Source organism: Paenibacillus polymyxa (assembly GCF_001719045.1).
Lineage (GTDB): Bacteria > Bacillota > Bacilli > Paenibacillales > Paenibacillaceae > Paenibacillus > Paenibacillus polymyxa_B.
In genome coordinates, this window is sequence record NZ_CP015423.1 from 4,511,401 (window position 1) to 4,533,462 (window position 22,062).

Genomic DNA, 22,062 nt, shown 5'->3' on the forward strand with positions numbered 1-22,062 from the left:
CTCCTTTTTGCTATGCCAAAACAAGGAGGAAAATAGTATGTCTGTAAAACCACGTTTCGCATTTCTCAGCTCTGACGGTATCTTGCATTTGCATGATGAAGAACATGCAGCTCAACACGGCAAGCACGTACAAACATCCCTGACGGACGACGAAAGCGGATTTCCGGTGATTGAGAGCCAAGGCGTTGTTTACTATGCCTACGAGGATAAAGCCTATATCAACGGCAACAAATCGGACGGTAAGCTTATTGCCACGCCGCCAGTGCTCAAGCAGCTTGCAGCAGAGCTATTGTGATAACTTCCCAGGATGGGATGCAGAAAAAGGCGCCCGCAATGGACGCCTTAATTCATTTTATTTCACTCTTTAGTTACTTTTGCTTAATACCCAAAGCATCTTTTACAGAAGTCTGAAGTAATTGAGAAAAGTTTAAGCCTGCATCCTTCCCGGCATCACGTAGCCATTGAGGTGCAGTGCAATTGATGGTCACAGATTTATTCATTGCTGCATCCCGGTAAGGAGGCAAGAAAACTTCAACGTATACAATCCGGTCACTGGCATCGTTTAACTCAATGCTGGCCGGATCAGACGGTGATGGAATTGCCATATTATTATCTTCAAGCTCTAGTATACGATCAACTAACATGTTTTTAGCATCAACAACAGCCGTTGGAATATCAGGGGCAAGAACGGCCGTTCCGGGAATATCCGGGAAGTACAGTCCTATACCATCATCTGCTTTTTCAATGACAGCAGGATAAACATAGGTGTTTTTCAATTTATCTCACTCCTTTTGTTTTTGAGACATATGTCTCAATTAAAGACTAAATTTTTTTGAACCATATGGTTCAATAATTGGGGTGAAAAATTCACCTGCTTATGAGCCTTACTGGAGGTAAGCGTTTAGGGAGAAGCGCAGGGGTTAAAAGATAACCCCTGTTGTCTTCTCGATGCTCTTGAGTGTACCAATCGGAATGGTGGCTCCTTCATTGTGGAAACTGATATCCGCATAGCGTGTTGGATCATCTTTATGTTTCCACCGCTTATGACTACCGCCGCCAGTGTGTGAAGGTGAAGGCCTAAACCCTTCTCTTCTCAACCGTTTGACTAACTCTCTTACTGTTATTTGTTTCGGCATCGCTTACCTCCTTTCTATACTCTTATTATAACACGTGTTATCATGCGCGTCAATACATTATGCGCATTATTATGCGTATTAATTTGAAGGAGATAGAAGCATGACCAACCCATTCTATAAATCAAAACGTTGGAAGCGAAAGCGCGCTGCTATCCTGCGGCGTGATAAATACATGTGCCAAGAAAGCAAAAGGTTTGGAAAATCTGAATCGGCTGTCACGGTACATCACATCTATCCGCTGGAGCATTATCCAGAGCTTGCGCTAAAGGATTGGAACTTAGTATCACTATCGGACAAGCAACATAACGCGATGCATGATAGGCAATCGCATGAGCTTACAGAGTTGGGCAAAGCATGGCAGGCAAGGGTAAGGGAACACTTCGATAGAGAGCAAGGAAATGAATTTTCTCTAAGCGAACTGAGCGAATAAATTTGAAATTATTTTTTGAAAAAATATTTTTTAGAAAGCCCCCCCTTTTTATTTTTAAAAAAATTTTATCTGGGGACCGGGCAGGGGAGCCTTTTCCAATAGAGCGGGGTCCCAAAAACTTTTTTCGGCCTAAAAATATACAGTAAATGGGAGGTGAAGGCATGTGGCGAAGTCACCAACAAAGGAGACGATCAAGCGGGCAACTGTGGCGGATATGAAAGCACTTGGTATTCATAAACCGCAGTACAATAGGATAATTGACATTTACGCGGAACTGGTTTTTCAGTACAACACGCTGACCAAAGAGTTCGAAGAAGGTGGTTACCAGTATGAGGTAAGTACCGATCAGGGAGGCGCAAAAAAAAGCCCAATTCTTGCATCTCTTGAAACGTTGCGTAAGGACATTTTGGCATACTCCGACCGCCTCTGTCTGAATCCGAAGTCCCTTGAGACTGTGACGGTTGAAACGAAAGGGAAATCCGCTCTTGCGGCTGCATTAAGTGAGCTTTCATGAACAAATTTAAGAATTATGATTTGGTTATGGAGTATGCCAACAGTATCATTGAGGGTAGAAAGATTGCGGGGAAAGAGATTGTCCAGGGCTGTGAACGATTCATGCGCGATCTGGAAAACCCGGAATACACATTTGACCCTAAAGACGCTGAATTTGTCATTGGGATCATAGAAAAAACGTTCGTTCATGATGTGGGGGAACGATTAGACGGCACTCCATTAAGTGGGGAGCCTTTTTTATTAGAACCGTGGCAAAAGTTTATCATTTACAATCTGCTGGGGTTCTATCATAGGGGCAGCATCCTGCGAAGGTACAAAGAAGCCTTTATTTTCATTCCTCGTAAAAACGGAAAGACGCGGTTTGTGGCTGCATTGTCTTGGGCACTGGCATTACTGAATCGACGTTCCGGTTCAAAGATTTACATTGTCGGCGCTGCGCTTGAGCAGTCGTTACAAAGTTTCAATTTTATCAATTACAACCTAGACAAAATGGGCGAAAAAGAAAATTTCCGCGTTCTGGACAATAACCAAGAGCATAGCATAAGCGGCGATTTAGGCGATGGTACTCTGTACATTAAGGCATTAGCCGCTAACCCGGATAAGCAGGATTCTTTAATTTGTAATATCGCCATTGCTGACGAGCTACACGCTTACACCAAGCCGAAGCAATATAACATCATCAAAGAAGCCATGAAGCCGTATTCCAACAAGTTAATGATCGGTATTACCACTGCTGGCGATAACATGACAACCTTCTGTTATCAGCGTTTGCAGCTTTGCAAAAAGATACTGGATCAGACGGTACAGGATGAGACATATTTTGTGTTTATTGCTAAGGCGGACGAAGACCCGGATACAGGTGAGGTTGATTACACTGACCCGGTGCAACATGAAAAAGCGAATCCGAATTATGGCATAACCATTCGTCCAGACGACATCCTTAATGATGCTCTGCAAGCCCAAAATGATCCACAGCAACGTAAAGACTTCTTTTCCAAGTCATTGAACGTGTACACCGCCGCAATGCGGGCTTACTTCAATTTGGACGAATTTAAAGCGTCTGACCGTAAATATAAATGGACACTTGAGGAATTGGCGAAGCTTCCTATTGACTGGTATGGCGGGGCTGATTTGTCTAAGCTGCATGACCTGACAGCATCGGCACTGTATGGTAGCTATGGGGAAATAGATATTGTGGTTTCACATGCTTGGTTCCCTGTGGTAGCCGCAGCCAAGAAAGCGGAGGAAGACAACATTCCGCTATTCGGCTGGAAGGAAGATGGCTGGCTGGATATGTGCAATAGTCCTGTAGTCAATTACGCAGATATTGTGAACTGGTTTGTCAAAATGAAGAAGATGGGCTTCAAGATTAAACAGGTGGGTTTTGACCGGAAATTCAGTCGAGAGTTTTATTTGAACATGAAGCGGTCTGGTTTTTCCATGATTGACGAGCCTCAATATTTCTGGCGTAAATCTCAGGGGTTCAGACGTATTGAACAAAAAACGAAGGAAGGAAAATTTTATTACCTTCATTCGCAGGCATATGAATATTGTGTGCAGAACGTTAGCGCCATAGAAAAGACGGATGACATGATTCAATACGAAAAGGTGAACCCTCAGCAGCGCATAGATATATTCGATGCGTCTGTTTTTGCATGTGTAAGGAAGCTTGAAAATATGGAGAAGTCCACAAGCGCGGCAAAATGGCTTAATGGAGGTGGGTGATTTGGGGCTTAGAGATTGGATGCGTAAGAAACGTGACACACGGGCTGCACCGGAAAACAGTATTGGTTATTTCCTGACACAAGACGCGTACGACACATTGTGTGTACCTGGTTATACAAGGCTGTCCGATAATCCTGAAGTGAAGATGGCTGTTCATAAGATTGCTGACTTGATCAGCAGCATGACAATTCACCTGATGCAGAACACGAGTGACGGGGATATTCGCGTTAAGAATGAGCTTTCTCGCAAGCTGGACGTTAATCCTTACAGCCTCATGACGCGTAAGGCATGGATATACAACATCGTTCAAAACCTATTGCTTTCGGGCGAGGGGAATAGTGTAGTATATCCCAAAATATCAAATGGTTTGATAGTCGATTTAATCCCACTCAAACCGTCCAGCGTCAGCTTTATGGAGACATTGGACGCATATCAAATTTTGTATAAAGGAAATACCTATCAGCATGATGAGGTACTTCACTTTATCATAAACCCCGATCCTGAACGGCCGTGGAAAGGGCAGGGGTACCGGACTGTACTCAAGGATATTATTCATAATCTCAAGCAGGCTACGGCGACCAAGAAGGGGTTTATGTCCGGTAAGTATATGCCCTCACTCATTATTAAGGTTGACGCGAATACGGCGGAACTGAGCAGCGAGGAGGGCCGTGAAAAGGTATTTGATATGTACTTGAAACGGTCTGAGGCAGGGCAACCATGGATCATTCCAGCAGAAATGATTGACGTGGAGCAGGTCAAGCCCCTGAGCCTGAACGATTTGGCAATAAACGATTCGGTACAACTGGATAAACGGACAGTGGCGGGCATCTTCGGAGTGCCGGCTTTTTTTGTTGGCGTGGGTGACTTCCGGAAGGATGAATATAACAGCTTCATCAATACGACGATTCTGCCGATGGCTACCGGACTTGTCCAAGAATTGACCCGCAAGCTGCTTTACAGCCCGGATTTATATTTCAAGTTTAATCCCCGTAGCCTTTACGCTTATGACCTCAAAGAGCTGGCAGATGTCGGAAGTAATCTTTTTGTTCGCAGCCTCATGCTGGGGAACGAGGTCCGGGACTGGATCGGTTTATCGCCGCTTGAAGGATTGAACGAACGCATCATTTTAGAAAATTATATCCCTGCTGGAATGATTGGTGATCAGAAAAAGTTAAACCAGGGGGGAGGTGAGGATGATGGATAGAAGCCAGAAGGTTGTACGCAGCCTGCACACGGAGTTAAAGACCCGATCTGAACAGGATGGACAGGACATGTTCATTGAAGGCTATTTTGCTGTGTTCAATCGTCAAACGGAGCTGTGGCCCGGAGCATTTGAAGAATTGGCCCCTGAAGCTTTTAATACCACGCTGGGGAACGATGTACGGGCGCTCATTAACCATGACACAACGCTGGTACTTGGTAGGAATAAATCTGGCACACTGGAGCTTAAAGCCGATTCTCATGGCCTGTGGGGGCGTGTGAAGGTGAATCCGAACGATAGTGACGCAGTGAACATGTACGAGCGCGTCAAGCGCGGAGACGTGGACCAGTGTTCCTTTGGCTTCAACATTTTGAAAGAGGACACGGATTGGCGAGACGATGGAACTGTTAAATGGACCATTCGAGAAGTTGACCTTCACGAAGTTTCCGTTTGCACCTTCCCCGCTTATTCAGATACGGGAGTACAAGCGCGAAAATCTGAGGTTGAGCAGCACCGGGAGCGACAGCTCCAGCAACGAAAACACCAATTGAAAGCGAGGCTGAAATAATAATGGCACTTAGACAAATTATGCTGGCAAAAAAGATTCAGCAGCGTAAGGCTGCTCTTGAAGAACTACTGGGGCAAGAACGCAGCTTGCAAACGAGATCCGATGAGTTGGAATCCGCAATTGAGGAAGCCGCCACCGACGAAGAAATTGCAGCTGTAGAAGAAAGTGTTACGGAGCTGGAGCAGGAGAAGACGGGGATTACTGAGCAGAAAGGCGTATTGGAAGGCGAGATTGCAGCACTTGAAGGCGAATTGGAACAACTCAACAGCCAAGCGCCTGATAATACCCCGAACCCTTTACCAACTCCAGCACCATCCGAAAGAAACCATACACAAACAGGAGGCGAAACAAGAATGAGAGGCAACAAATACGAGACACGGGCGCAAACACTTGAAAGATTGAACCAACCGGAGGTACGTGATTTTTATTCCGCACTGGCTACGGCTGTGAAAGAAAATCGCGCACTCACTGGAGCAGATGCAACGATTCCTACCGTTGTTATTGACATGATCCGCACGCGCATTGGTGATTTTAGCCGCCTTTACAAAGAGGTTGAAGTCGTTCCGTTGAATGGTGATGCACGTGTTATTTTGGACGGTGCGATTCCTGAAGCAATTTGGGTTGAAATGTGTGACCCGGTTCAAGAGCTGGCAGATGCCTTCACACAAACCGAACTGGATGGCTTTAAAGTGGGCGGCTTTATTCCTCTGTGCAACGCCATTTTAGAGGACAGCATGATTGATTTGGCGAATTTTGTCGAACGTCGTTTAGCGATGGCTATCGGTAAAGCTTTGGACAAGGCTATTTTGATCGGTGCAGGCCCGACAGCAAAACAGCCGCTTGGTGTGGTTACAGCTTTGGCATCTGAGGCTGACCGAAACGTTGAGGTTGACGGTTCCATAGAAAGCATCGTTACCAAAATGGCTTTGATTGATGATGGAGAAGATGGCGCACCGATTGAGGAAGTTATTGCCGTTATGCGCCGTTCCACTTATTACAAGCACATTGTGCCGCAAACTCTTGTGAAAACGGCGGACGGTAGAGTGGTTGTCCAAACTGTCACCAATCCAATGTTGCCCGATGGCACACGTATTGTCTGGTCACAATATGCGCCTGCTGACACGATCATCCTGGGTGACTTCAAAAAGTACCTTTTGGCGGAACGTGCAGGCGTCAAAATTGAAAGCTCGAAGGAAGTCCGTTTCATTCAGGATCAAACTGTTTTCAAGGGAACGGGGAGATACGATGGTAAACCAGTTTACACAGAGTATTTTGCTGTTATCAAAATTACAGTGGGGGGTGCTCAGGGATGAGCAAGTTTACAGCGGTAGTAACTGAGGATGTGGCAGCAAACCGACTCCTATCTAAAACGGTAGGAGCTGAAGGTATCACGCTGGCGGCAACTACAGCAGGCGGTACTCCAGACTTCCGCTCCACAGGGAGACTGAAAAAGGACGAGGAAATCACCGTGACCATTAACAACAGTCCATCCTGGTTGGTGGAAGCTGGTGAGGATATCACGGCAGGTGCAACGGTGGCAGCCGGGGCGGGTGGCGTGGTTGTAGCGTCAGCAACTGGATTCGGATACATCGTTAAGGCGGTTAAGGCTGGCGAATTGGCTTCCGTGATTCGGTCTACTACCGGAGGGGGCGCAGGGCAACCAGGGCCAAAGGGTGACAAAGGAGCAACAGGCCCAGCGGGACCAACCGGGCCAGCAGGACCAAAGGGCGATAAAGGCGATACTGGGGCAACGGGCGCAGCCGGGGCAAAAGGTGACAAGGGCGATAAAGGCGATCCGGGCGAGGTCACAAAGGCCCAGTATGACGCTCTAGCGGCCCGCGTAACGGCTCTAGAAGGCGCGGGTTAATATGGACTCCATCGCTATTGTCGAACTTGTAAAAGAACGGCTGGGCATTCGTACAACTGTGCGTGACACCTATCTGGAGGCTATTGCAAAATCAGTCATTACCGAATTGGAAGATGAAAAAGGGCTTGCGCTTGATGCAGAGAACTTCAATCATCTTCTTTTTTGTGCTGATTATGCTACATGGCGGTATCAGTCCCGGGATGAATCCGGGGCTATGCCGCGTCATCTCCAATTCAGATTACACAATCTAATTCTTCATAACCGGAGGTTACCATGAGTTGGGATTATGAGCTTACGCTAATCAGGCCCGGTGAAATTATACAGGACGATATAGGCAATCAGATTCCCGGCGATCCAGTAGAGACGGTCGTATTGTGTAAACTCCAATCTGTGGGACGTACTGAGTTTTACAATGCAGCGGTTGCAGGGCTACGGCCTGAAATGGTGTTTGTTATTCATGGCTATGAGTACAACTATGAACAGTCTGTCCGTTTTGATGGCGTACTGTACAGGGTGATTCGTACCTATGCAACCGGATTTGAAGAATTGGAATTGACTTGTGAGAGGGTGGCGGCAGATGGCTAGTGACATTGAGATTGATCAGCTTGTTTCCGAAATCACCCGCGCCGTACAGGAATACACCCATGATGTGGAAAAGGGAATTGACCAGCATTTGGACGAAGTAGCCGAAAAGGTACGACAGGAAGCGGAGACAAGCGCACCTAAGCATACCGGGAAGTACGCCAAGGGGTTCAAAGTATCGGACCAAAGCAAAGGCACACTAAAACGGCTGGTGGTCTGGAATAAAAAGCATTCCCGCCGTGTGCATTTGCTGGAGTTTGGACACGCCAAGCGCGGAGGTGGACGGGTAAGGGCTTATCCTCACTTACGGCCTGCTTATGAACACCACGCGGCACATCTTGCGGATGATATCAAGCGCATCATTCGTAACGGAGGTAGGTAATGGAACAATCGGATTTGGTTGTTGAACTTAAGTCATTGGGTATGCCAGTTGCTTATAGTCATTTCACAGGGACAGCGCAAAAACCAGCCCCGCCTCCACCGTTCATAACGTATCAGTTTGCGTACAATTCTGACATGATAGCAGATAATCAAAATTATGTAGATATTGGGAACTATCAGGTGGAGTTGTACACTGCTAAGAAGGATCTGGCAGCCGAAAAGAAAGTCCAAGACAAGTTAAAGGAATTGAACTTGCCCTATAGCAAGGTAGAAAGCTGGCTGGATGATGAAAAACTGTATCAGATTTTATATGAAATTCAACTTATAGGAGCGTGACGAAATGGATAAAAACAAAGTTACATTTGGTTTAAATAAGGTGCATATCGCGTTTTACGATGAGGACAGTACAACGCAACCCGCTTGGGGTACACCTATCCCTATTCCAGGTGCGGTACGCTGGACACCGGAGGCGCAGGGGGAACAGTCGGAGTTTTACGCCGATAATACTAAGTATTACGTAGCGACTTCGAACAATGGCTATACAGGTGAATTGGAATTAGCACTGGTTCCCGATGATATTCTGGCCAGAATGCTTGGGTGGATCATTGACGAAAACGGAATGTTGGTGGAAGTGTCGGATGCAACGCCTAAAAAGTTTGCGCTGCTTGGACAGGTACAGGGCGATCAGAAGAACCGCCGCTTTGTTTATTACGATTGCCAAGCTGACCGACCGGCTAAGGAACGCCAAACGAAAGGTGAATCCGTCGAAGTTGCAACCGATGTATTGAACCTGACAGTTTCCCCGATTGAGCTTGGTGGGCGCACAGTTGTTAAAGGTGACCTGGAGCTAAATGAAACAAATGCTGCTGCTTATAGCGCGTTTTTTGATTCTGTGTATACGCCTAAATTCACAAATGTAACTACAGGGGGAGCAGAAGCATGAGAGATTTAACCATTGGTAGTCAACAAATTCGAGTCAAGGCGGGTGCCTTGGCTCTTTTATTTTATAAGCAGGAATTTAAGTCGGATTTGCTGGGCGATATGTTGAAAATGGTGGGCGGTAATGTGGGGGGAGGACCAAACGTTGAAATTGATCCAAGCTCTATTGATTTTCTTGCCAACTTGCAAATGGTCTGGGCTATGGCTAAATCAGCCGAATACCCAAAACCATATGACGGGTTTTCGACATGGCTTGCCGCTTTAGATGATGATCTGGATTTTTCGGATACTACATTCTTTGTCGGGGCATTGGAGGAAGCCACGGAAGGCTTTTTTCGTCAGCAGTCCAAGTCCAGCGGGATCAAAGGCGGCGTCCCAGCCAACCAATAACACACATCTTGAAATGGACCTGTTAGCTATTGGTAAACGGATCGGCCTGAGCTTTGCAGAGATTAATGACCTGAGATGTCAGGAACTTATAGATTTAGCCCGTAGCTTCACGGGGAGCGACAACAAAGAGGAATCCAAAGAGGCGACACAGGATGATATAGACGCGTTCTACGGCAGATAAGAGGGGAGGTGTAGATTTTGGCTGAAACGATCAAGGGTATTAATGTCGTAATCGGAGCAGAGACAAAAGGGCTATCGGCTGCTTTATCAGATGTGAATAAACGAAGCAAGGATTTACAAGGTGAGTTAAAACAGATTGATAAGCTGCTTAAATTTGACCCAGGTAACACGGAATTGCTTGCTCAAAAGCAGAAGATTTTGACAGATGCCATTTCCAATACTTCAGACAAGCTTCAAACCCTAAAAGCAGCGCAGCAGCAAGTAGCTGACCAATTCGCGCGTGGCGATATCACAGAAGGTCAGTACCGTGCTTTTCAAAGAGAGCTTGTCCAGACTGAACAGGAATTGAAAAGGCTGCAAAACAGCCTGAACAGTTTGAACGTGCCGACAATTAACGTTGTCATTAATGGAGACACCAAGGATTTATACGCATCATTGGACGGTGTTAACAAGCGTAGTAAAGAGCTACAAACAGAACTGCGGCAAGTGGACCAGCTTTTGAAATTTGATCCTGGGAACACCGAACTTTTAGCCCAAAAACAAAAGCTTCTATCCGATGCCATTTCCAATACATCCGATAAGCTGAACACGCTTCGCAGCGCTCAACAGCAGGTCACAGAGCAGTTTCAGCGTGGGGATATATCGGAAGAACAGTATCGAGCTTTTCAACGTGAGCTGGTCCGTACAGAACAGGAACTACAACGTTTTGAAAACGGCTTACGTGAAGCCCGTGGTGAACTGGACGATTTAAGCGATGAAGCAGGCGATGCAGGAAACAAGATAGGGGAAGTCGGGGAAAAGTTCAAGGCGGCAGGCGATAAAATTAAAGGTGTCGGCGTAGGACTTACGGCGGGTGTTACTGCGCCGCTTGTGGCTATCGGTGCGGTAGCTGGGAAAACGGCGATGGATCTGGACGCAGCAGCAGGGAAAATGGAAGCTTCCCTGGGGATCACGGCAGAGGAAGCGGAAAAGCTGGCTGTCGCAGCTCAGGGTATCTGGAAGAACGGATTCGGGGAAAGCCTTGGTGAAGTTAATCAAGCTCTTATTACCACTAAAACAAATATCCGAGGTTTGGACGATTCAACACTGACCGACTTAACCCAAAAAGCAATGATTTTGAAAGAAACATTTGATGCAGAAGTGAATGAAACAACCCGTACCGCTTCCGTGCTGATGAAGAACTTCAAAATTTCTGGATCGGATGCTATGGACCTTATCACTGTAGGTTTTCAGCGCGGGGGTAACTTCTCAGATGAATTGCTGGATACCTTACGGGAATATTCGCCACAGTTCAAAGGCTTAGGCTACAGTGCCGAACAGTTCACCGCTATCCTGATTGCAGGCGCTGAAAAAGGCGCGTTTAATCTGGACAAAATTGGGGACAGCGCTAAAGAAGCGTTCCTGAGAGTAGGAGACGGAAGTAAAAGCTCACGTGATGCCCTAACCTCTTTAGGACTGGATTTTAAGAAGGTAGAGAATGACATAAACGCTGGTGGGCAAGGTGCGCAGAGGGCTTTTGGTGCGGTTGTCACAGCCATTGCGGGCGTGAAGGACCCAGCCAAACAAGCACAAACAGCGGTAGCCCTCATGGGTACACCGTTGGAGGACTTGGGGCCACAGTTCCGTGATTTTTTCGCTACGGTTAATACTGACCTAGGGAATTTTAAGGGATCAACGGATAAAGCAGGAGCTGCACTTAAAGATAACTTAGGTGACCGCTTCAATATCTTAATCCGTAACTTACAAAGTAGTCTGGCCCCACTGGGCGAAACACTGGTAAGCCTAGCCGAAAAAGCTCTGCCGCCGATCACACAGGCCGTGGATACCCTTGCGACTGCGTTTTCGTCTATGTCTCCATCTATGCAAATGGTTGTGCTTGCTATAGCGGGTATTTTAGCAGCCATTGGCCCGCTGGTTGTAATCTTCGGCACCATTATATCTTCTATAGGTACGATCATCACAGCCTTTAGCGCGGTATCTGGAGCCTTTGCCGCTTTTGGTCCGGTTGTTGCTGCACTGACCGGACCTATAGGCATTACAATAGCAGCCATAACCGCTTTAGTGGCGGGTCTGACCTATCTATACAACAACAATGAAACGGTGCGTAATGGGCTTAATGCCGCTTGGGAGGCTATCAAGGCGGCGGCTATGGCTATCTTTGGAGCGATTAAAGATTTTTGGGACCAATGGGGCGGTCAAATTACCGAACTGTTTCAAAGTATGTGGGATCTGGTCAAGTCTGTATTTGACACTGTTATTAACGCTATTGCTGATGTAGTCAAGTCTGTGTTTGATAGTATTAAAGCTTTTTGGGATAAGTGGGGCAAAGATATTACCACGTTCTTCAAAGCGTATCTGGAAGGCTTAAAGCTTCTCTATGGCACTATTTTTTCAGCGATCTTTGAAGCAATTAAATTTATATTCAATGAGATTAAAGCCTTTTGGGATAAATGGGGCAGCACCATCGTTGAAGCCTTTAAAGGAATTTTCACGATCCTGAATACCATCTTTGGTGCAACCTTCACGGCTATTTTTGTAGTGATAAAAACCATCTTTACACAAATTAAAGCTTTTTGGGATACATGGGGAGCCACGATTACAACGCTATTCAAAACCGTTTTCGCAGTGGTCAAAACGGTCTTTGAGGGTGCATGGAATACCATCAAAATCGTGGTGGAAACTGTCATCGGGGTTATCTCTGGCATTATCAAAACATGGCTGGCTGTTTTTAAAGGTGACTGGGCCGGAGCATGGGAAAATGCAAAGTCAGTTGTTACGACAATCTGGAACGGCATCAAAGCTTTGTTCAAAAATGCATTCCAGACGATGGTTAAAATAGGTAAGGATATTATCCAGGGTTTAATCAACGGTATTGCAAATATGAAAGATGCTGTTATGAAGAAGACCAAGGAAATATCTGAGGGCATGGCTGAGCAAATAAAAAGATTTTTCGGTATTCATTCACCATCCCGATTAACTACAGAATACGGTGAATACATCTCGCAGGGTTTAGCGAACGGGATTGATAATAAATCCAAGGCGGCTGAAAAATCCGCTAAAAATACAGCGAAAAAGGTGAATGACGCTTTTAAAGAGTCGTTTGCCAGCGCACAGCATAAATATAAAGTCGGTACGCTGGATACGTCACAGTACATCGCTGCTCTGCAAGGTGTGCAGGGGCAATATGCTAAAACCTCAGCGCAATACCGCAAAGTAACAGAAGAAATATCCAAGGTAAACAAGACTTTAACTAAGGAACAGGAACAGGCGCTAAAACAGTCTTTTGACAACTCTAAAGCGTGGATAGATAAGCAGACTCAAGCGAATCAGCTTTCGTTGACTCAGCAGCTTGTAGCCTGGGAAAAGGTACAGGCCCGGTATAAAGCTGGATCAGAGCAGCGGAAAGCAGCAGAGGAAGCAGCAGGAAAGGTGAGGCTGGAGATTTATAACCAGTTGAACCAAGCTGGTGATGACTTTTTAGCCAAGACTAAGGCTATCAATGAAAATGTGGCGGCTGAAGAATTACGGCTTAACCAGGTATATGAGCAGGCCGTAGAGCAGCGGGCGAAATCTATTAATGATTTTGCTGGCTTATTTGATGCTGTCGTCATGAAGTCAGAGACAACCGGACAACAGCTCTTGGATAATCTGCGCGGGCAGGTGGACTACCTTGCGACATGGGCTTCCAGCATTGAAACGCTGGCGGCACGGGGAATTGATAAGGGGCTACTGGAGGAACTACGGCAGATGGGTCCGAAAGCAGCGCCTGAGCTTGCAGCGTTGAATGAATTAACTGATGCGCAACTGGCTGAGTATTCCGAGTTGTGGCGTACCAAGTCGGCGGAAAGCCGAGCTATTGCGGTGCAAGAGTTGCAGGGTATGCGGCAAGACACTGACCTACAGATTCAACAGCTTCGCGCTAAGGCCAACACCGAAATGGACGGGCTGAAAAAGGATTTTGAAGCGAAGGTAAAAGCGATCCGGTCCGGTACCGTTGGTCAGTTTAATGCCATGAAAGCGGATCTGCCTACCATTGGCAAGCAGGCCATGCAAGGGTTGTTGAATGGTTTGTCTTCCATGCAAGGGGCTGTAACAGCTAAAGCGCGGGAGATTGCCAATTCTGTTCGTACTACCATGCAAAAAGCGTTAGACATTCATTCTCCTTCAAGGGAAATGGCGTGGATCGGTGAAATGGCTGGTCAGGGGCTTGTACAAGGTATGGCAGGCATGATGTCCAGTGTTAAGCAGCAGGCGCATGAAATGGCTGTAGCTGTTCAACCTTCCGTATCTCCAGCAGCAGGCGACACCGCAGCAAACGGGACAATTACTATTAATATGGAAGGCTTGTTTGATGGGGCTACAATTAACATTCGTCGAGATGAAGATATTAAATCATTGGCTCGGGAGTTAGCGTATGAATTTATGGCGATGACTCAGGGAGCCGCACGCGGGGCAGGTGGAACACGTTGATTGATGAAATGATATGGCTTGGTGGGAAGTCCAATGTAGAATTGGGCTTTATTGTGCTGAGCACGTCCAAACGTCCAGGGTTGCCAAATACGGTAGACCGGACGTTATCTATTCCGGGGCGTAACGGGTTGTGGAATTATGGAGCCGATCATGAGGCCAGGAACTTCAACTATGAATGTGCTTTTATCACAAAAGATTATATGGAGCTGCAACAGCGTGTCATGACCTTAGCTGCACATTTGGTGGACAGCTACGGCAAGCCGAGAGAGTTAGAGCTAAAGCAGCGTGAGCGTCCGGGACAGGCGTTTGTGGTTCAATACGCAGGTAGTTTTGACGTAGAACGAATTATGGGCGTAGGAAAATTTTCCTTGCCTTTGATTGCCTTTGATCCTTTTGCCTCTGGGCAGGAGCGTATCTATGAAACCATAATCACAAAATCACCTGAGAATGTACAGATATACTCGGGCGGTAATATCCGTGCTTATCCATATATCGTACTTACTAACATTGGCACCACCACTTTGCGTAGCTTCAGAATTGCTAATGAATATCAAGTAGAATAGGAGGTCTTTATATTGGCAGACATATTACTAAGTAAGTCGAACTGGTGGAAAACAGCCTGTATTAATGCGGCTTTGCGTGGAGTTAACTTTGCTTCTCCTCAAACGCTTTACATTGCCCTATACACCAGTAGTCCTACGGATGCAGATACAGGGCAAGAGGTAAGCGGCGGAGGCTATACGCGCCGTGCTGTGACGTTCTCTGAACCAGTTATAGCGGATCGTAGGGCTGTTACGTCCAGCGTGGGGGATGTCTCTTTCCCTATAGCTGGAGCAGATTGGGGCTTGGTAACTCATATCGGCATTCGCACAGCGGCAACCGGGGGCAATCTTGTCTATCACGGTGCAGTCAAAACACCGCGCACGGTCCAGACGAATGACACACTTCGGTTTCTGGCCGGGCAAATAAAAGTAGACGAAGGGTAGGTGTGAAGCGTGGAAAAAATGTATCCACCAGTGGCGAACTCTCCTAAAACTGAGCTTGCAGAACTGATCACAGACAGTCAAACCGAAATTACAGTCGCCAACGCCGCTGTGCTTTTACAGGGCGAGGGTATTGCTGTTTTAGGCAATGGGGATGTAGCAGAAACCATTACGTATACAAGCGTAGAGGAAAACATTCTGAAAGGCTGTGTACGTGGCTATGAGGGTGTTGCCCGTGCTTGGCCTGTCGGTACACGGATTGCACGCAATTTCACGGCAGCGGACTTCCGGGCAGTACAGGGCAATGTTACTGAGATTGACGAAAAGGTAACAGACTTGTCCGCTACGGTAGCCGAGAAGACTCAGAATGCATCTTTAACTAAAAAGGGCGTTACCCAACTCTCCAAGGCCGTTAACGGTACACGGGATGATATAGCGGCTACAGAGAGTGCAGTAAGTTCTGCGTATGGCCTAGCAAATAGCGCATATCGCAATCGAGGCAATGCACCAGCAAACTGTAATGATGCCACCCTATCGGGTAGCTACAATGTGGCTCTTTCCGCATGGACAGGTTTTTCGAACTATCCACCCGGAGCCTATACCTATGGCAAACTTGTGGTGAATTACGACAGCGGCGCTATTGTTCAAATGTACTTTTCACATGATAATCCAGGTCGTGTCTATACACGAATTGCTTTTGCTGGCCTTGATTGGAGAGATTGGACAGAAGTGTTCACTGTAACGGGTGGGGTTATACCTAGAGATGTAACCATAGCCGGGGTTGAAAAAGCGTTGGTTATGAAACAATCGTCTGGTTCAAAAGCTATGAGGCTTCAAGTTGCAACGGATGGTTCACTTTATTTCCAGAAGGCAAACATCAATACAGGTGCAGCAGAAAGTAGTCTTGTATGGATTGGCACAGATGGTAACATGTTTTGGCAAGGTGGGGACCTGAACACTTTAAAGTCCGCATCCATTAACTTGTACTCAGGAAATGGAAGCCCCGAAGGGGTTGTGAGTGCGCCTGTCGGCTCTCTATACCGTAGGTGGGATGGCGGAGCGAATACTACGCTTTATGTTAAACAATCAGGTAATGGGAATACGGGGTGGGCAGCGAAATGATAAAAGAATGTGTAGTATTAAATGACGAGGTAATCAACATCGGACCTTGGGATTATAATCGGCAGCAAGTGCTGTTGTCACCAGCAGAGTATGACGATGAAGGAAAAGTCACGAAAGAAGCTGTGTACGAAGAACAGACCACGAACCCGTTACCTGAAGGGGCAATTATCGAAGAACGGGAAATTGAAGTTGCACCGGATGGCGGTCTGATTGTAAAGGGTTCTGCACAGCCGACCAGTCATGAACTTCTTGGACAGCAACTCGCAGAAATGAAGATTCAAACCATGCAACAAACTCAACTTTTAGCCAGCATGGGCGCTGAACTAGCAGCTACAAAATTAGAACTAATCAATCTGAAAGGGGCTAATCAGTCATGACATTTTGGACTCTTGCTTTTAAGTGGAACTGGGTAACGGCAGAGAAATTGAAGGGCGCAGTAATCACGGAGACAAATCGTTTCGGAGAAATCACACCGGAAGAATACAAGACCATTACAGGCGTGGACTTCCAGTAAGGAAAATTTTCCTTGCCTGATAGGAGGACGCTATGTTTAATGGTGGATTTAATAGCCTTGGTTTTAATATAGGGGATGTAGAAGGGAACATTATTGACCTTTCTGCATCTCTTTCTGGTTCCGGGCAAATGTATTCGCGGAAGCTGGAGACGGACGGAACTGAAAGCGACAATGCCTTTAACCTTATGAGCTTCAACGTGGATGAACCTGGTACAGTAACGGAATACATTTTGGAGTTTGTTTTGGACATGACAGCAGCGGCTAATCTGTCCGGTGAAGGTCAGGCGCAGGCTGATTTTGTACGTGAGTATGCCTTGGAAGCTGTACCGATGTCGGGCGAGGGACGTATAACGGATGCTGTATACATTAGAGAAATCTTGGCGCAGGCCGTACCTATGCACGGTGAAGGTCGCATAACAGCGGATGCTAGCAGGTTCCATACGGACTATATTGAGCTTATAGGATTATTTGCTCCAGGGGATAAGGTCATTATTGATTCAAAGAACCTCAAAATTACAAAGAACGGCCGGAATGCTCTGCATGAGATGCAGGGTAATTTTTTTGATCTGAACTTGGGGAATAACGTCCTAACGTGGACAGACCCGGAAACAGGGCGTGACATTTTGTTCCGCATCACATATAGAGATCGGTACGTATAGGAGGGCTTATGAAAAGATCACACGTAACCATATATGACTTGCAAATGCGGAAAGTTGCCTATCTGGAAAATGCATTCGATATTGGGTATGACGCATCAATGAACGCACTTTGGACAGCTCAATTTTCTTTGCCTGCGGGGGATGAAAAGAACGCTGAGTGTCAGCCGTTGTACTTTGTTGAAATCTTTGACGGTGACGTTCGGCTTGAGCTGTTCCGCATCCTATCTAGTGCGGCAAAACGCGGGAGCGGCGGGGAAACAATCACATATCAGTGCGAACATGTTTTAGCTACGCTGCTGGATGATGTGCTGTTTCAATATCACACGGTTGGTAATTTGGGTTATTACACACCGCAAGTGCTTAAATACATTTTGGATCGGCAGACTACACAACGTTGGCGGCTGGGTGACATTCAGTTCTCACACCAGTATGAATATAACTGGGAAAATGAAAACCTTCTAGGCGCTCTATTTTCCGTTCCGCAGCCATTCACGGATGAATACATGTGGACGTTTGATACTACGTCCTACCCGTGGACTCTGAACCTTGTACAGCCCTCTGCACGAGAGGAAGCGTACATTCGATACGGAGTGAATTTGCAGGGCATAGAACGCAAGGTAGACCCGTCTCAGGTTACTACACGCATTTATGGCTTGGGCTACGGTGAAGGGGTTAACCAGCTCACTTTTGCAGACATTAACGGCGGGCTTCCTTATATCGATGCAGAACCGGAATACATTCAGCGCTTTGGTCTTGTACAAACCATTTTTGCGGACAAGCGTTTTGAATTTGCTGACACCTTATTAGCACGTTGCCGGGCAATGTTAAACGAACTTAAGGTTCCAAGTGTGCAGTACACGGTAGATGCAGCCGAAATCTACGCCTTGACGAAAGACCCCATAGACCGCTTTAAAGTGGGGACTATGGTTCGGGTGCAGGACACGGAAATGGGTGTCGATATCGTTGCGCGGGTGCTCAAGGTGAGTAAAGGTGATCTGTTAGGCAGACCGGGAGAAGTGAAGCTGGAGATTGCCAATAAAACACAGGATATCGCCAGTAGCATAGCTGACTTACGAAACCGGATGCATATAAGCGAGGTATACGCTCAAGGCGCAACAAATTTGGATACCAGGGACTTTGCAGATAATTGTGATCCAGACCATCCAGCCATACTAAAATTCTATGTGCCTGATGATACCGTCCGAATTAATAAAGTGATGCTGTCTTTCCAAACGGAAGCTTTCCGGGCATACTCCAAAGCGATTGAAGGCGGTGGTGGTGTCAGTACAACAACGGCTGCGGGTGGGGCTTCTGTTCCATCTACATCCACAACGGCAGTCCAGACACCAACTACTTCCACATTAGCTGCAACTGTTGAATCTGCTAGTACATCAAAAGAATGGTCGCAATTTGCTACCTTCGTACCAGATGCTGTGAATGTAGGAGGGGAGCATAATCACGGTATACCAGACGGAACAAATTTAGTTACTAGCACCGGGGAGAATGTTACATTTTCCGCTTCTGGTAGGCATAGTCATGCGATTACTTCCGAACATAAACACAGCGTAACAATTCCGGGGCACAGTCACAGAGTAACAATACCTGGTCACAATCATACAGTTGAGATACCGGAACATTCACACGATATCAATTTACCTGACCATACACATGAAATTGAGTACGGAATATATGAAGGGCCACAGCCAAACAACGTATCTATTAAAGTGGATGGAAATGCAGTTCCGATAAGCGGAACCAGTGGGAATGACATCAACATCATTCCGTACCTGTCCAAAGATGGGGATGGGCGTGTTTCACGAGGGAACTGGCATGAAATACAAATAGCGCCCAATAGCTTAGGGCGCGTGGTGGCTAACGTCGTTACTCAATTGTTCGTGCAGAGCCGTGGCGGTGGTAATTATTGATTTACACCTAAGAGTTGCAAAGTGTCGCTGCCTAAATAAGGTACACCGTTTTTAAACATAAGAGAGGCTGTTTTTTCGGCATTGGTAAATGTCTTACCATCTGGATTTTCGTACATCGATACAGGAAAGGCTACGCTTTTTTCTCCATAAGAAAATGTGCTTTCTTTATCTACAACGTATTTGATTCCGTATTTTTCGTTGGCTTCTCTTGCGGTGATCCATGAAACTTTTTTCTCAGTAGGTTGGTTTGTAGTTTGACTCACTGTTGAACCTCCTTCCGCTTTGGATTGCAAATCAATCTTTTTGCTCTTTGCATCAAATTGCAAATCATATCCGGTCAACCCGGCAACCTCTCTGACTGGTAAATATGTAGTGCCTTTATATACGAGTGGATCTGATTTAAGTGTTTGCTGCTGACCATCTACAGTAATTGCATATTTACTTACTACAGCTTGGACAGTTGGGGAGGTAGCAGCTACAGCTGCCGTTGCCGATCCGATCAACATACCAGCTACTAAACCGATTATCATTTTTTTCAAGGGGTACAGCTCCTTTTTTCATAGATTATACCATTTATTACGGTAATTCAGGCTAAAAGTTTTAGTTATTTGGGGGAGGTGATCAGTTATGTAATAACAAAATATCTACCTGTGTAGTCCCTGGAGTGGTCAGGGGCTTATTTGTTTTGGAATAATTTTAAGGATAATTAACGGAATAATTTACAAGGATTTTGACAAAGGGCAGGACAATTTTCCTGACCCAAATAGGGGGAAGAGTTATGCATGAGAAAGTCGATCAGGCAATTAAAGGCTTATCCGCAGGGGCCATGATCGGTTATTTTTTCGGGGGGTGGACAACGATGCTAACGCTATTGTGGTGGATGGTCGTTATCGACTTCTTCACTGGATGGGCAGCGGCCTGGATTAATGGGGAGCTGAAAAGCAGGAAAGGGTACTATGGCATAGCTCGTAAGGTAGCAATATTTCTAATGGTTACAATTGCTCATTTGATTGATCGTATTCTGGGGGATGCACACTATTTCCGAGATGCGGTCATTTTCTTTTATTTAGCGAACGAATTGCTATCAGTCATTGAAAATGTAGGGAGAATGGGGGTTCCGATGCCCGATATTTTACGTAATGCCGTGAAAATCTTCGAGTCTCGTTCCCAGGCACCTCAAAACCCGAATATGCCGGAACCGGAGCCAGAAAAAAAAGACCAGGGGCAAAAGCCTGCTGTATAAGGGGAGAACAAGAATGCAAGCGAGGAAAAAAAGTAATGCGCAGGGAATCGACGTATCCCGTTATCAAGGAAACATTGATTGGAAGATGGCCAAGGCAGATGGTATTTCATTTGCCTTCATCAAGGCCAGCCAGGGGCAACGTTACGTTGATCCTACATTCACCACGAATGCTAAAGGAGCCAGGGCAGCCGGGGTATTGTTAGGGGCTTATCATTTTTTAGATGCCACCAGTGTTGAGGCAGCCAAAGCCGAAGCGAGGCATTTTGCTGATGTGTTGGACCAGGTTGGAGGTGCTAAAGCGTTGGACCTTCCTGCGGTAATGGACTATGAAAACAATCCCGGTAACCTATCTAAAACGCTTATTAGTGCTGTAGCGTTGGCCTTCTTGCTGGAGCTGGAGCGACTTACAGGACGCAAGCCCATTATCTATACAGGTAATGCATTTGCAGCTAATTTTAACGCTTCATTGGGCGGTTACCCATTATGGATAGCCCGATACAGTGATACTCGCGTCCCAAGCGACACAGTGACGTGGAAACGTTGGGATATTTGGCAATACAGCGATAGCGGTAAGATTAAGGGCATCGCTGGAAATGTCGATCTGAATGAGTTTGACGGTACGGCGGACGAATTGCGGACACGGTTCAACAAGAAGGGGGAAAATACAGTGGCAGAAAAGCAGAGAGACATTAACAAGGTTAGCCCGTGGGCAGCGGATGTATGGGAGGAAATGACCAAGAATGGTTACTTTGATGGAACACGTCCCGGCGCACCGATTACACGGGAAGAAGCTGCGGCAGCTCTAAGCCGTCTACGTCAAAACATTCTCAAGGGGGACAAATAACCATGATCGAACAATACATCTCAAATATTACGCTGTCACTGATTGGACTTGGTACGCTTGGCCTGCTTATACTGGCAGCTTCCTTGTATCGCAAGGTTAAACCGATCTATGAAGCACGTTTTAACATTGAGCAGCGCAACAGAATTGGACAACTGGCCCAAGACGCTTATGCATGGGTAGAGCGAAACTATGCTGGAGCTGGCGCGGGAAAGTTTCATGAGGCTGTTAAGTATCTAACCGTCAAACTGGGTCAGATTGGCGTATCTATCAAACCGGAGGAAGTCGAGGCTGCAATACAAAAGGCCTGGGAAGAATTTAATCCTGAGAAGCATAAAAACATTATGAAGTGAAAGGAAGCTCCCCCTACTGGCCTTTGCTGGTAGGGGATAT

29 protein-coding genes are annotated in these 22,062 nt (G+C 46.4%); 26 read left to right on the top strand and 3 right to left on the bottom strand.

All coding sequences use genetic code 11. The features are described 5' to 3' along the window. Positions 1-37 precede the first annotated feature (37 nt). Entirely contained in the window at positions 38-295 is a 258-nt protein-coding gene (locus tag AOU00_RS20275; protein ID WP_069291496.1) for a hypothetical protein, read from the top strand. A gap of 73 nt (positions 296-368) precedes the next feature. Here the strand turns inward: AOU00_RS20275 and AOU00_RS20280 are convergent, their stop codons facing one another. Together AOU00_RS20280 and AOU00_RS20285 are read right to left on the bottom strand one after the other, a co-directional pair. After that, positions 369-776: a type II toxin-antitoxin system HicB family antitoxin gene (locus AOU00_RS20280; protein ID WP_069291497.1), complete on the bottom strand. Its 408-nt coding sequence runs from the start codon at positions 774-776 to the stop codon at positions 369-371. A gap of 144 nt (positions 777-920) precedes the next feature. After that, complete coding sequence (locus AOU00_RS20285) at positions 921-1,136, bottom strand: type II toxin-antitoxin system HicA family toxin (RefSeq protein WP_019686665.1); 216 nt, start codon at positions 1,134-1,136, stop codon at positions 921-923. 100 nt (positions 1,137-1,236) lie between these two features. On the opposite strand from AOU00_RS20285, the gene AOU00_RS20290 reads away from it, so the two are divergent. From AOU00_RS20290 to AOU00_RS20390, 22 genes are all read left to right on the top strand, one after another. Then, positions 1,237-1,566 (top strand): HNH endonuclease, encoded by a 330-nt coding sequence (locus tag AOU00_RS20290; protein ID WP_069291498.1) that lies wholly within the window; start codon positions 1,237-1,239, stop codon positions 1,564-1,566. A 163-nt stretch (positions 1,567-1,729) separates the two neighbouring features. Then, positions 1,730-2,080 (top strand): P27 family phage terminase small subunit, encoded by a 351-nt coding sequence (locus tag AOU00_RS20295; RefSeq protein WP_069291499.1) that lies wholly within the window; start codon positions 1,730-1,732, stop codon positions 2,078-2,080. Next, positions 2,077-3,804 (top strand): terminase large subunit, encoded by a 1,728-nt coding sequence (locus AOU00_RS20300; protein WP_069291500.1) that lies wholly within the window; start codon positions 2,077-2,079, stop codon positions 3,802-3,804. The genes AOU00_RS20295 and AOU00_RS20300 overlap by 4 nt, the downstream gene beginning before the upstream one ends. 19 nt (positions 3,805-3,823) lie before the next feature. Further along, positions 3,824-5,008 carry a phage portal protein gene (locus AOU00_RS20305; protein ID WP_237166214.1) on the top strand — a complete coding sequence of 395 codons (1,185 nt, stop codon included), beginning with the start codon at positions 3,824-3,826 and terminating at the stop codon, positions 5,006-5,008. After that, positions 5,001-5,573 (top strand): HK97 family phage prohead protease, encoded by a 573-nt coding sequence (locus AOU00_RS20310; RefSeq protein WP_069291502.1) that lies wholly within the window; start codon positions 5,001-5,003, stop codon positions 5,571-5,573. The genes AOU00_RS20305 and AOU00_RS20310 overlap by 8 nt, the downstream gene beginning before the upstream one ends. Before the next feature lie 20 nt (positions 5,574-5,593). Next, a complete protein-coding gene (locus AOU00_RS20315) occupies positions 5,594-6,886 on the top strand; it encodes a phage major capsid protein (protein WP_237166215.1) in 1,293 nt (430 codons plus the stop codon). Next, positions 6,883-7,440: a head fiber protein gene (locus tag AOU00_RS27525; RefSeq protein WP_069291504.1), complete on the top strand. Its 558-nt coding sequence runs from the start codon at positions 6,883-6,885 to the stop codon at positions 7,438-7,440. Before AOU00_RS20315 ends, AOU00_RS27525 begins: the two co-directional genes overlap by 4 nt. A 1-nt stretch (position 7,441) precedes the next feature. Then, complete coding sequence (locus tag AOU00_RS20325; RefSeq protein WP_069291505.1) at positions 7,442-7,717, top strand: hypothetical protein; 276 nt, start codon at positions 7,442-7,444, stop codon at positions 7,715-7,717. Then, on the top strand, positions 7,714-8,025 hold the full coding sequence (locus AOU00_RS20330) for a phage head closure protein (protein WP_069291506.1): 312 nt from the start codon (positions 7,714-7,716) through the stop codon (positions 8,023-8,025). Before AOU00_RS20325 ends, AOU00_RS20330 begins: the two co-directional genes overlap by 4 nt. Then, entirely contained in the window at positions 8,018-8,404 is a 387-nt protein-coding gene (locus AOU00_RS20335) for an HK97 gp10 family phage protein (RefSeq protein WP_069291507.1), read from the top strand. Before AOU00_RS20330 ends, AOU00_RS20335 begins: the two co-directional genes overlap by 8 nt. Continuing rightward, entirely contained in the window at positions 8,404-8,739 is a 336-nt protein-coding gene (locus tag AOU00_RS20340) for a hypothetical protein (RefSeq protein ID WP_069291508.1), read from the top strand. The genes AOU00_RS20335 and AOU00_RS20340 overlap by 1 nt, the downstream gene beginning before the upstream one ends. A 4-nt stretch (positions 8,740-8,743) precedes the next feature. Continuing rightward, positions 8,744-9,346, top strand: coding sequence for a major tail protein (locus AOU00_RS20345; RefSeq protein WP_069291509.1), 603 nt, complete (start codon positions 8,744-8,746; stop codon positions 9,344-9,346). Beyond that, complete coding sequence (locus AOU00_RS20350) at positions 9,343-9,732, top strand: hypothetical protein (RefSeq protein ID WP_069291510.1); 390 nt, start codon at positions 9,343-9,345, stop codon at positions 9,730-9,732. The genes AOU00_RS20345 and AOU00_RS20350 overlap by 4 nt, the downstream gene beginning before the upstream one ends. Before the next feature lie 13 nt (positions 9,733-9,745). After that, positions 9,746-9,913, top strand: a complete 168-nt coding sequence (locus AOU00_RS26705; RefSeq protein WP_172828306.1) for a hypothetical protein — start codon at positions 9,746-9,748, stop codon at positions 9,911-9,913. A 17-nt stretch (positions 9,914-9,930) separates the two neighbouring features. Next, entirely contained in the window at positions 9,931-14,382 is a 4,452-nt protein-coding gene (locus AOU00_RS20355; RefSeq protein WP_069291511.1) for a phage tail tape measure protein, read from the top strand. Beyond that, positions 14,379-14,945, top strand: a complete 567-nt coding sequence (locus AOU00_RS20360; protein WP_081330739.1) for a phage tail domain-containing protein — start codon at positions 14,379-14,381, stop codon at positions 14,943-14,945. The genes AOU00_RS20355 and AOU00_RS20360 overlap by 4 nt, the downstream gene beginning before the upstream one ends. 12 nt (positions 14,946-14,957) lie before the next feature. Then, a complete protein-coding gene (locus AOU00_RS20365) occupies positions 14,958-15,368 on the top strand; it encodes a phage tail fiber protein (protein WP_069291512.1) in 411 nt (136 codons plus the stop codon). An 18-nt stretch (positions 15,369-15,386) separates the two neighbouring features. Further along, a complete protein-coding gene (locus AOU00_RS20370) occupies positions 15,387-16,487 on the top strand; it encodes a pyocin knob domain-containing protein (RefSeq protein WP_069292096.1) in 1,101 nt (366 codons plus the stop codon). Continuing rightward, a complete protein-coding gene (locus tag AOU00_RS20375) occupies positions 16,484-16,864 on the top strand; it encodes a hypothetical protein (RefSeq protein ID WP_069291513.1) in 381 nt (126 codons plus the stop codon). The genes AOU00_RS20370 and AOU00_RS20375 overlap by 4 nt, the downstream gene beginning before the upstream one ends. Beyond that, positions 16,861-17,001 (top strand): XkdX family protein, encoded by a 141-nt coding sequence (locus AOU00_RS20380; RefSeq protein WP_019686685.1) that lies wholly within the window; start codon positions 16,861-16,863, stop codon positions 16,999-17,001. The genes AOU00_RS20375 and AOU00_RS20380 overlap by 4 nt, the downstream gene beginning before the upstream one ends. A 32-nt stretch (positions 17,002-17,033) precedes the next feature. Further along, positions 17,034-17,660 (top strand): phage distal tail protein, encoded by a 627-nt coding sequence (locus tag AOU00_RS20385; RefSeq protein ID WP_069291514.1) that lies wholly within the window; start codon positions 17,034-17,036, stop codon positions 17,658-17,660. A gap of 8 nt (positions 17,661-17,668) precedes the next feature. Beyond that, positions 17,669-19,585 carry a phage tail spike protein gene (locus AOU00_RS20390; protein ID WP_069291515.1) on the top strand — a complete coding sequence of 639 codons (1,917 nt, stop codon included), beginning with the start codon at positions 17,669-17,671 and terminating at the stop codon, positions 19,583-19,585. Here AOU00_RS20390 and AOU00_RS20395 read toward each other — a convergent pair. After that, positions 19,579-20,115 carry a stalk domain-containing protein gene (locus tag AOU00_RS20395; protein ID WP_237166405.1) on the bottom strand — a complete coding sequence of 179 codons (537 nt, stop codon included), beginning with the start codon at positions 20,113-20,115 and terminating at the stop codon, positions 19,579-19,581. The genes AOU00_RS20390 and AOU00_RS20395 overlap by 7 nt on opposite strands. 248 nt (positions 20,116-20,363) lie before the next feature. On the opposite strand from AOU00_RS20395, the gene AOU00_RS20400 reads away from it, so the two are divergent. Genes AOU00_RS20400 through AOU00_RS20410 form a run of 3 tightly spaced genes read left to right on the top strand, consistent with a single transcriptional unit; the run spans position 20,364 to position 22,022 of the window. Next, positions 20,364-20,828: a phage holin family protein gene (locus AOU00_RS20400; RefSeq protein WP_069291517.1), complete on the top strand. Its 465-nt coding sequence runs from the start codon at positions 20,364-20,366 to the stop codon at positions 20,826-20,828. A gap of 13 nt (positions 20,829-20,841) precedes the next feature. Next, positions 20,842-21,672: a glycoside hydrolase family 25 protein gene (locus tag AOU00_RS20405; protein ID WP_081330740.1), complete on the top strand. Its 831-nt coding sequence runs from the start codon at positions 20,842-20,844 to the stop codon at positions 21,670-21,672. 2 nt (positions 21,673-21,674) lie between these two features. Beyond that, positions 21,675-22,022, top strand: coding sequence for a phage holin, LLH family (locus tag AOU00_RS20410; RefSeq protein ID WP_069291518.1), 348 nt, complete (start codon positions 21,675-21,677; stop codon positions 22,020-22,022). The last annotated feature ends 40 nt before the right edge of the window (positions 22,023-22,062 follow it).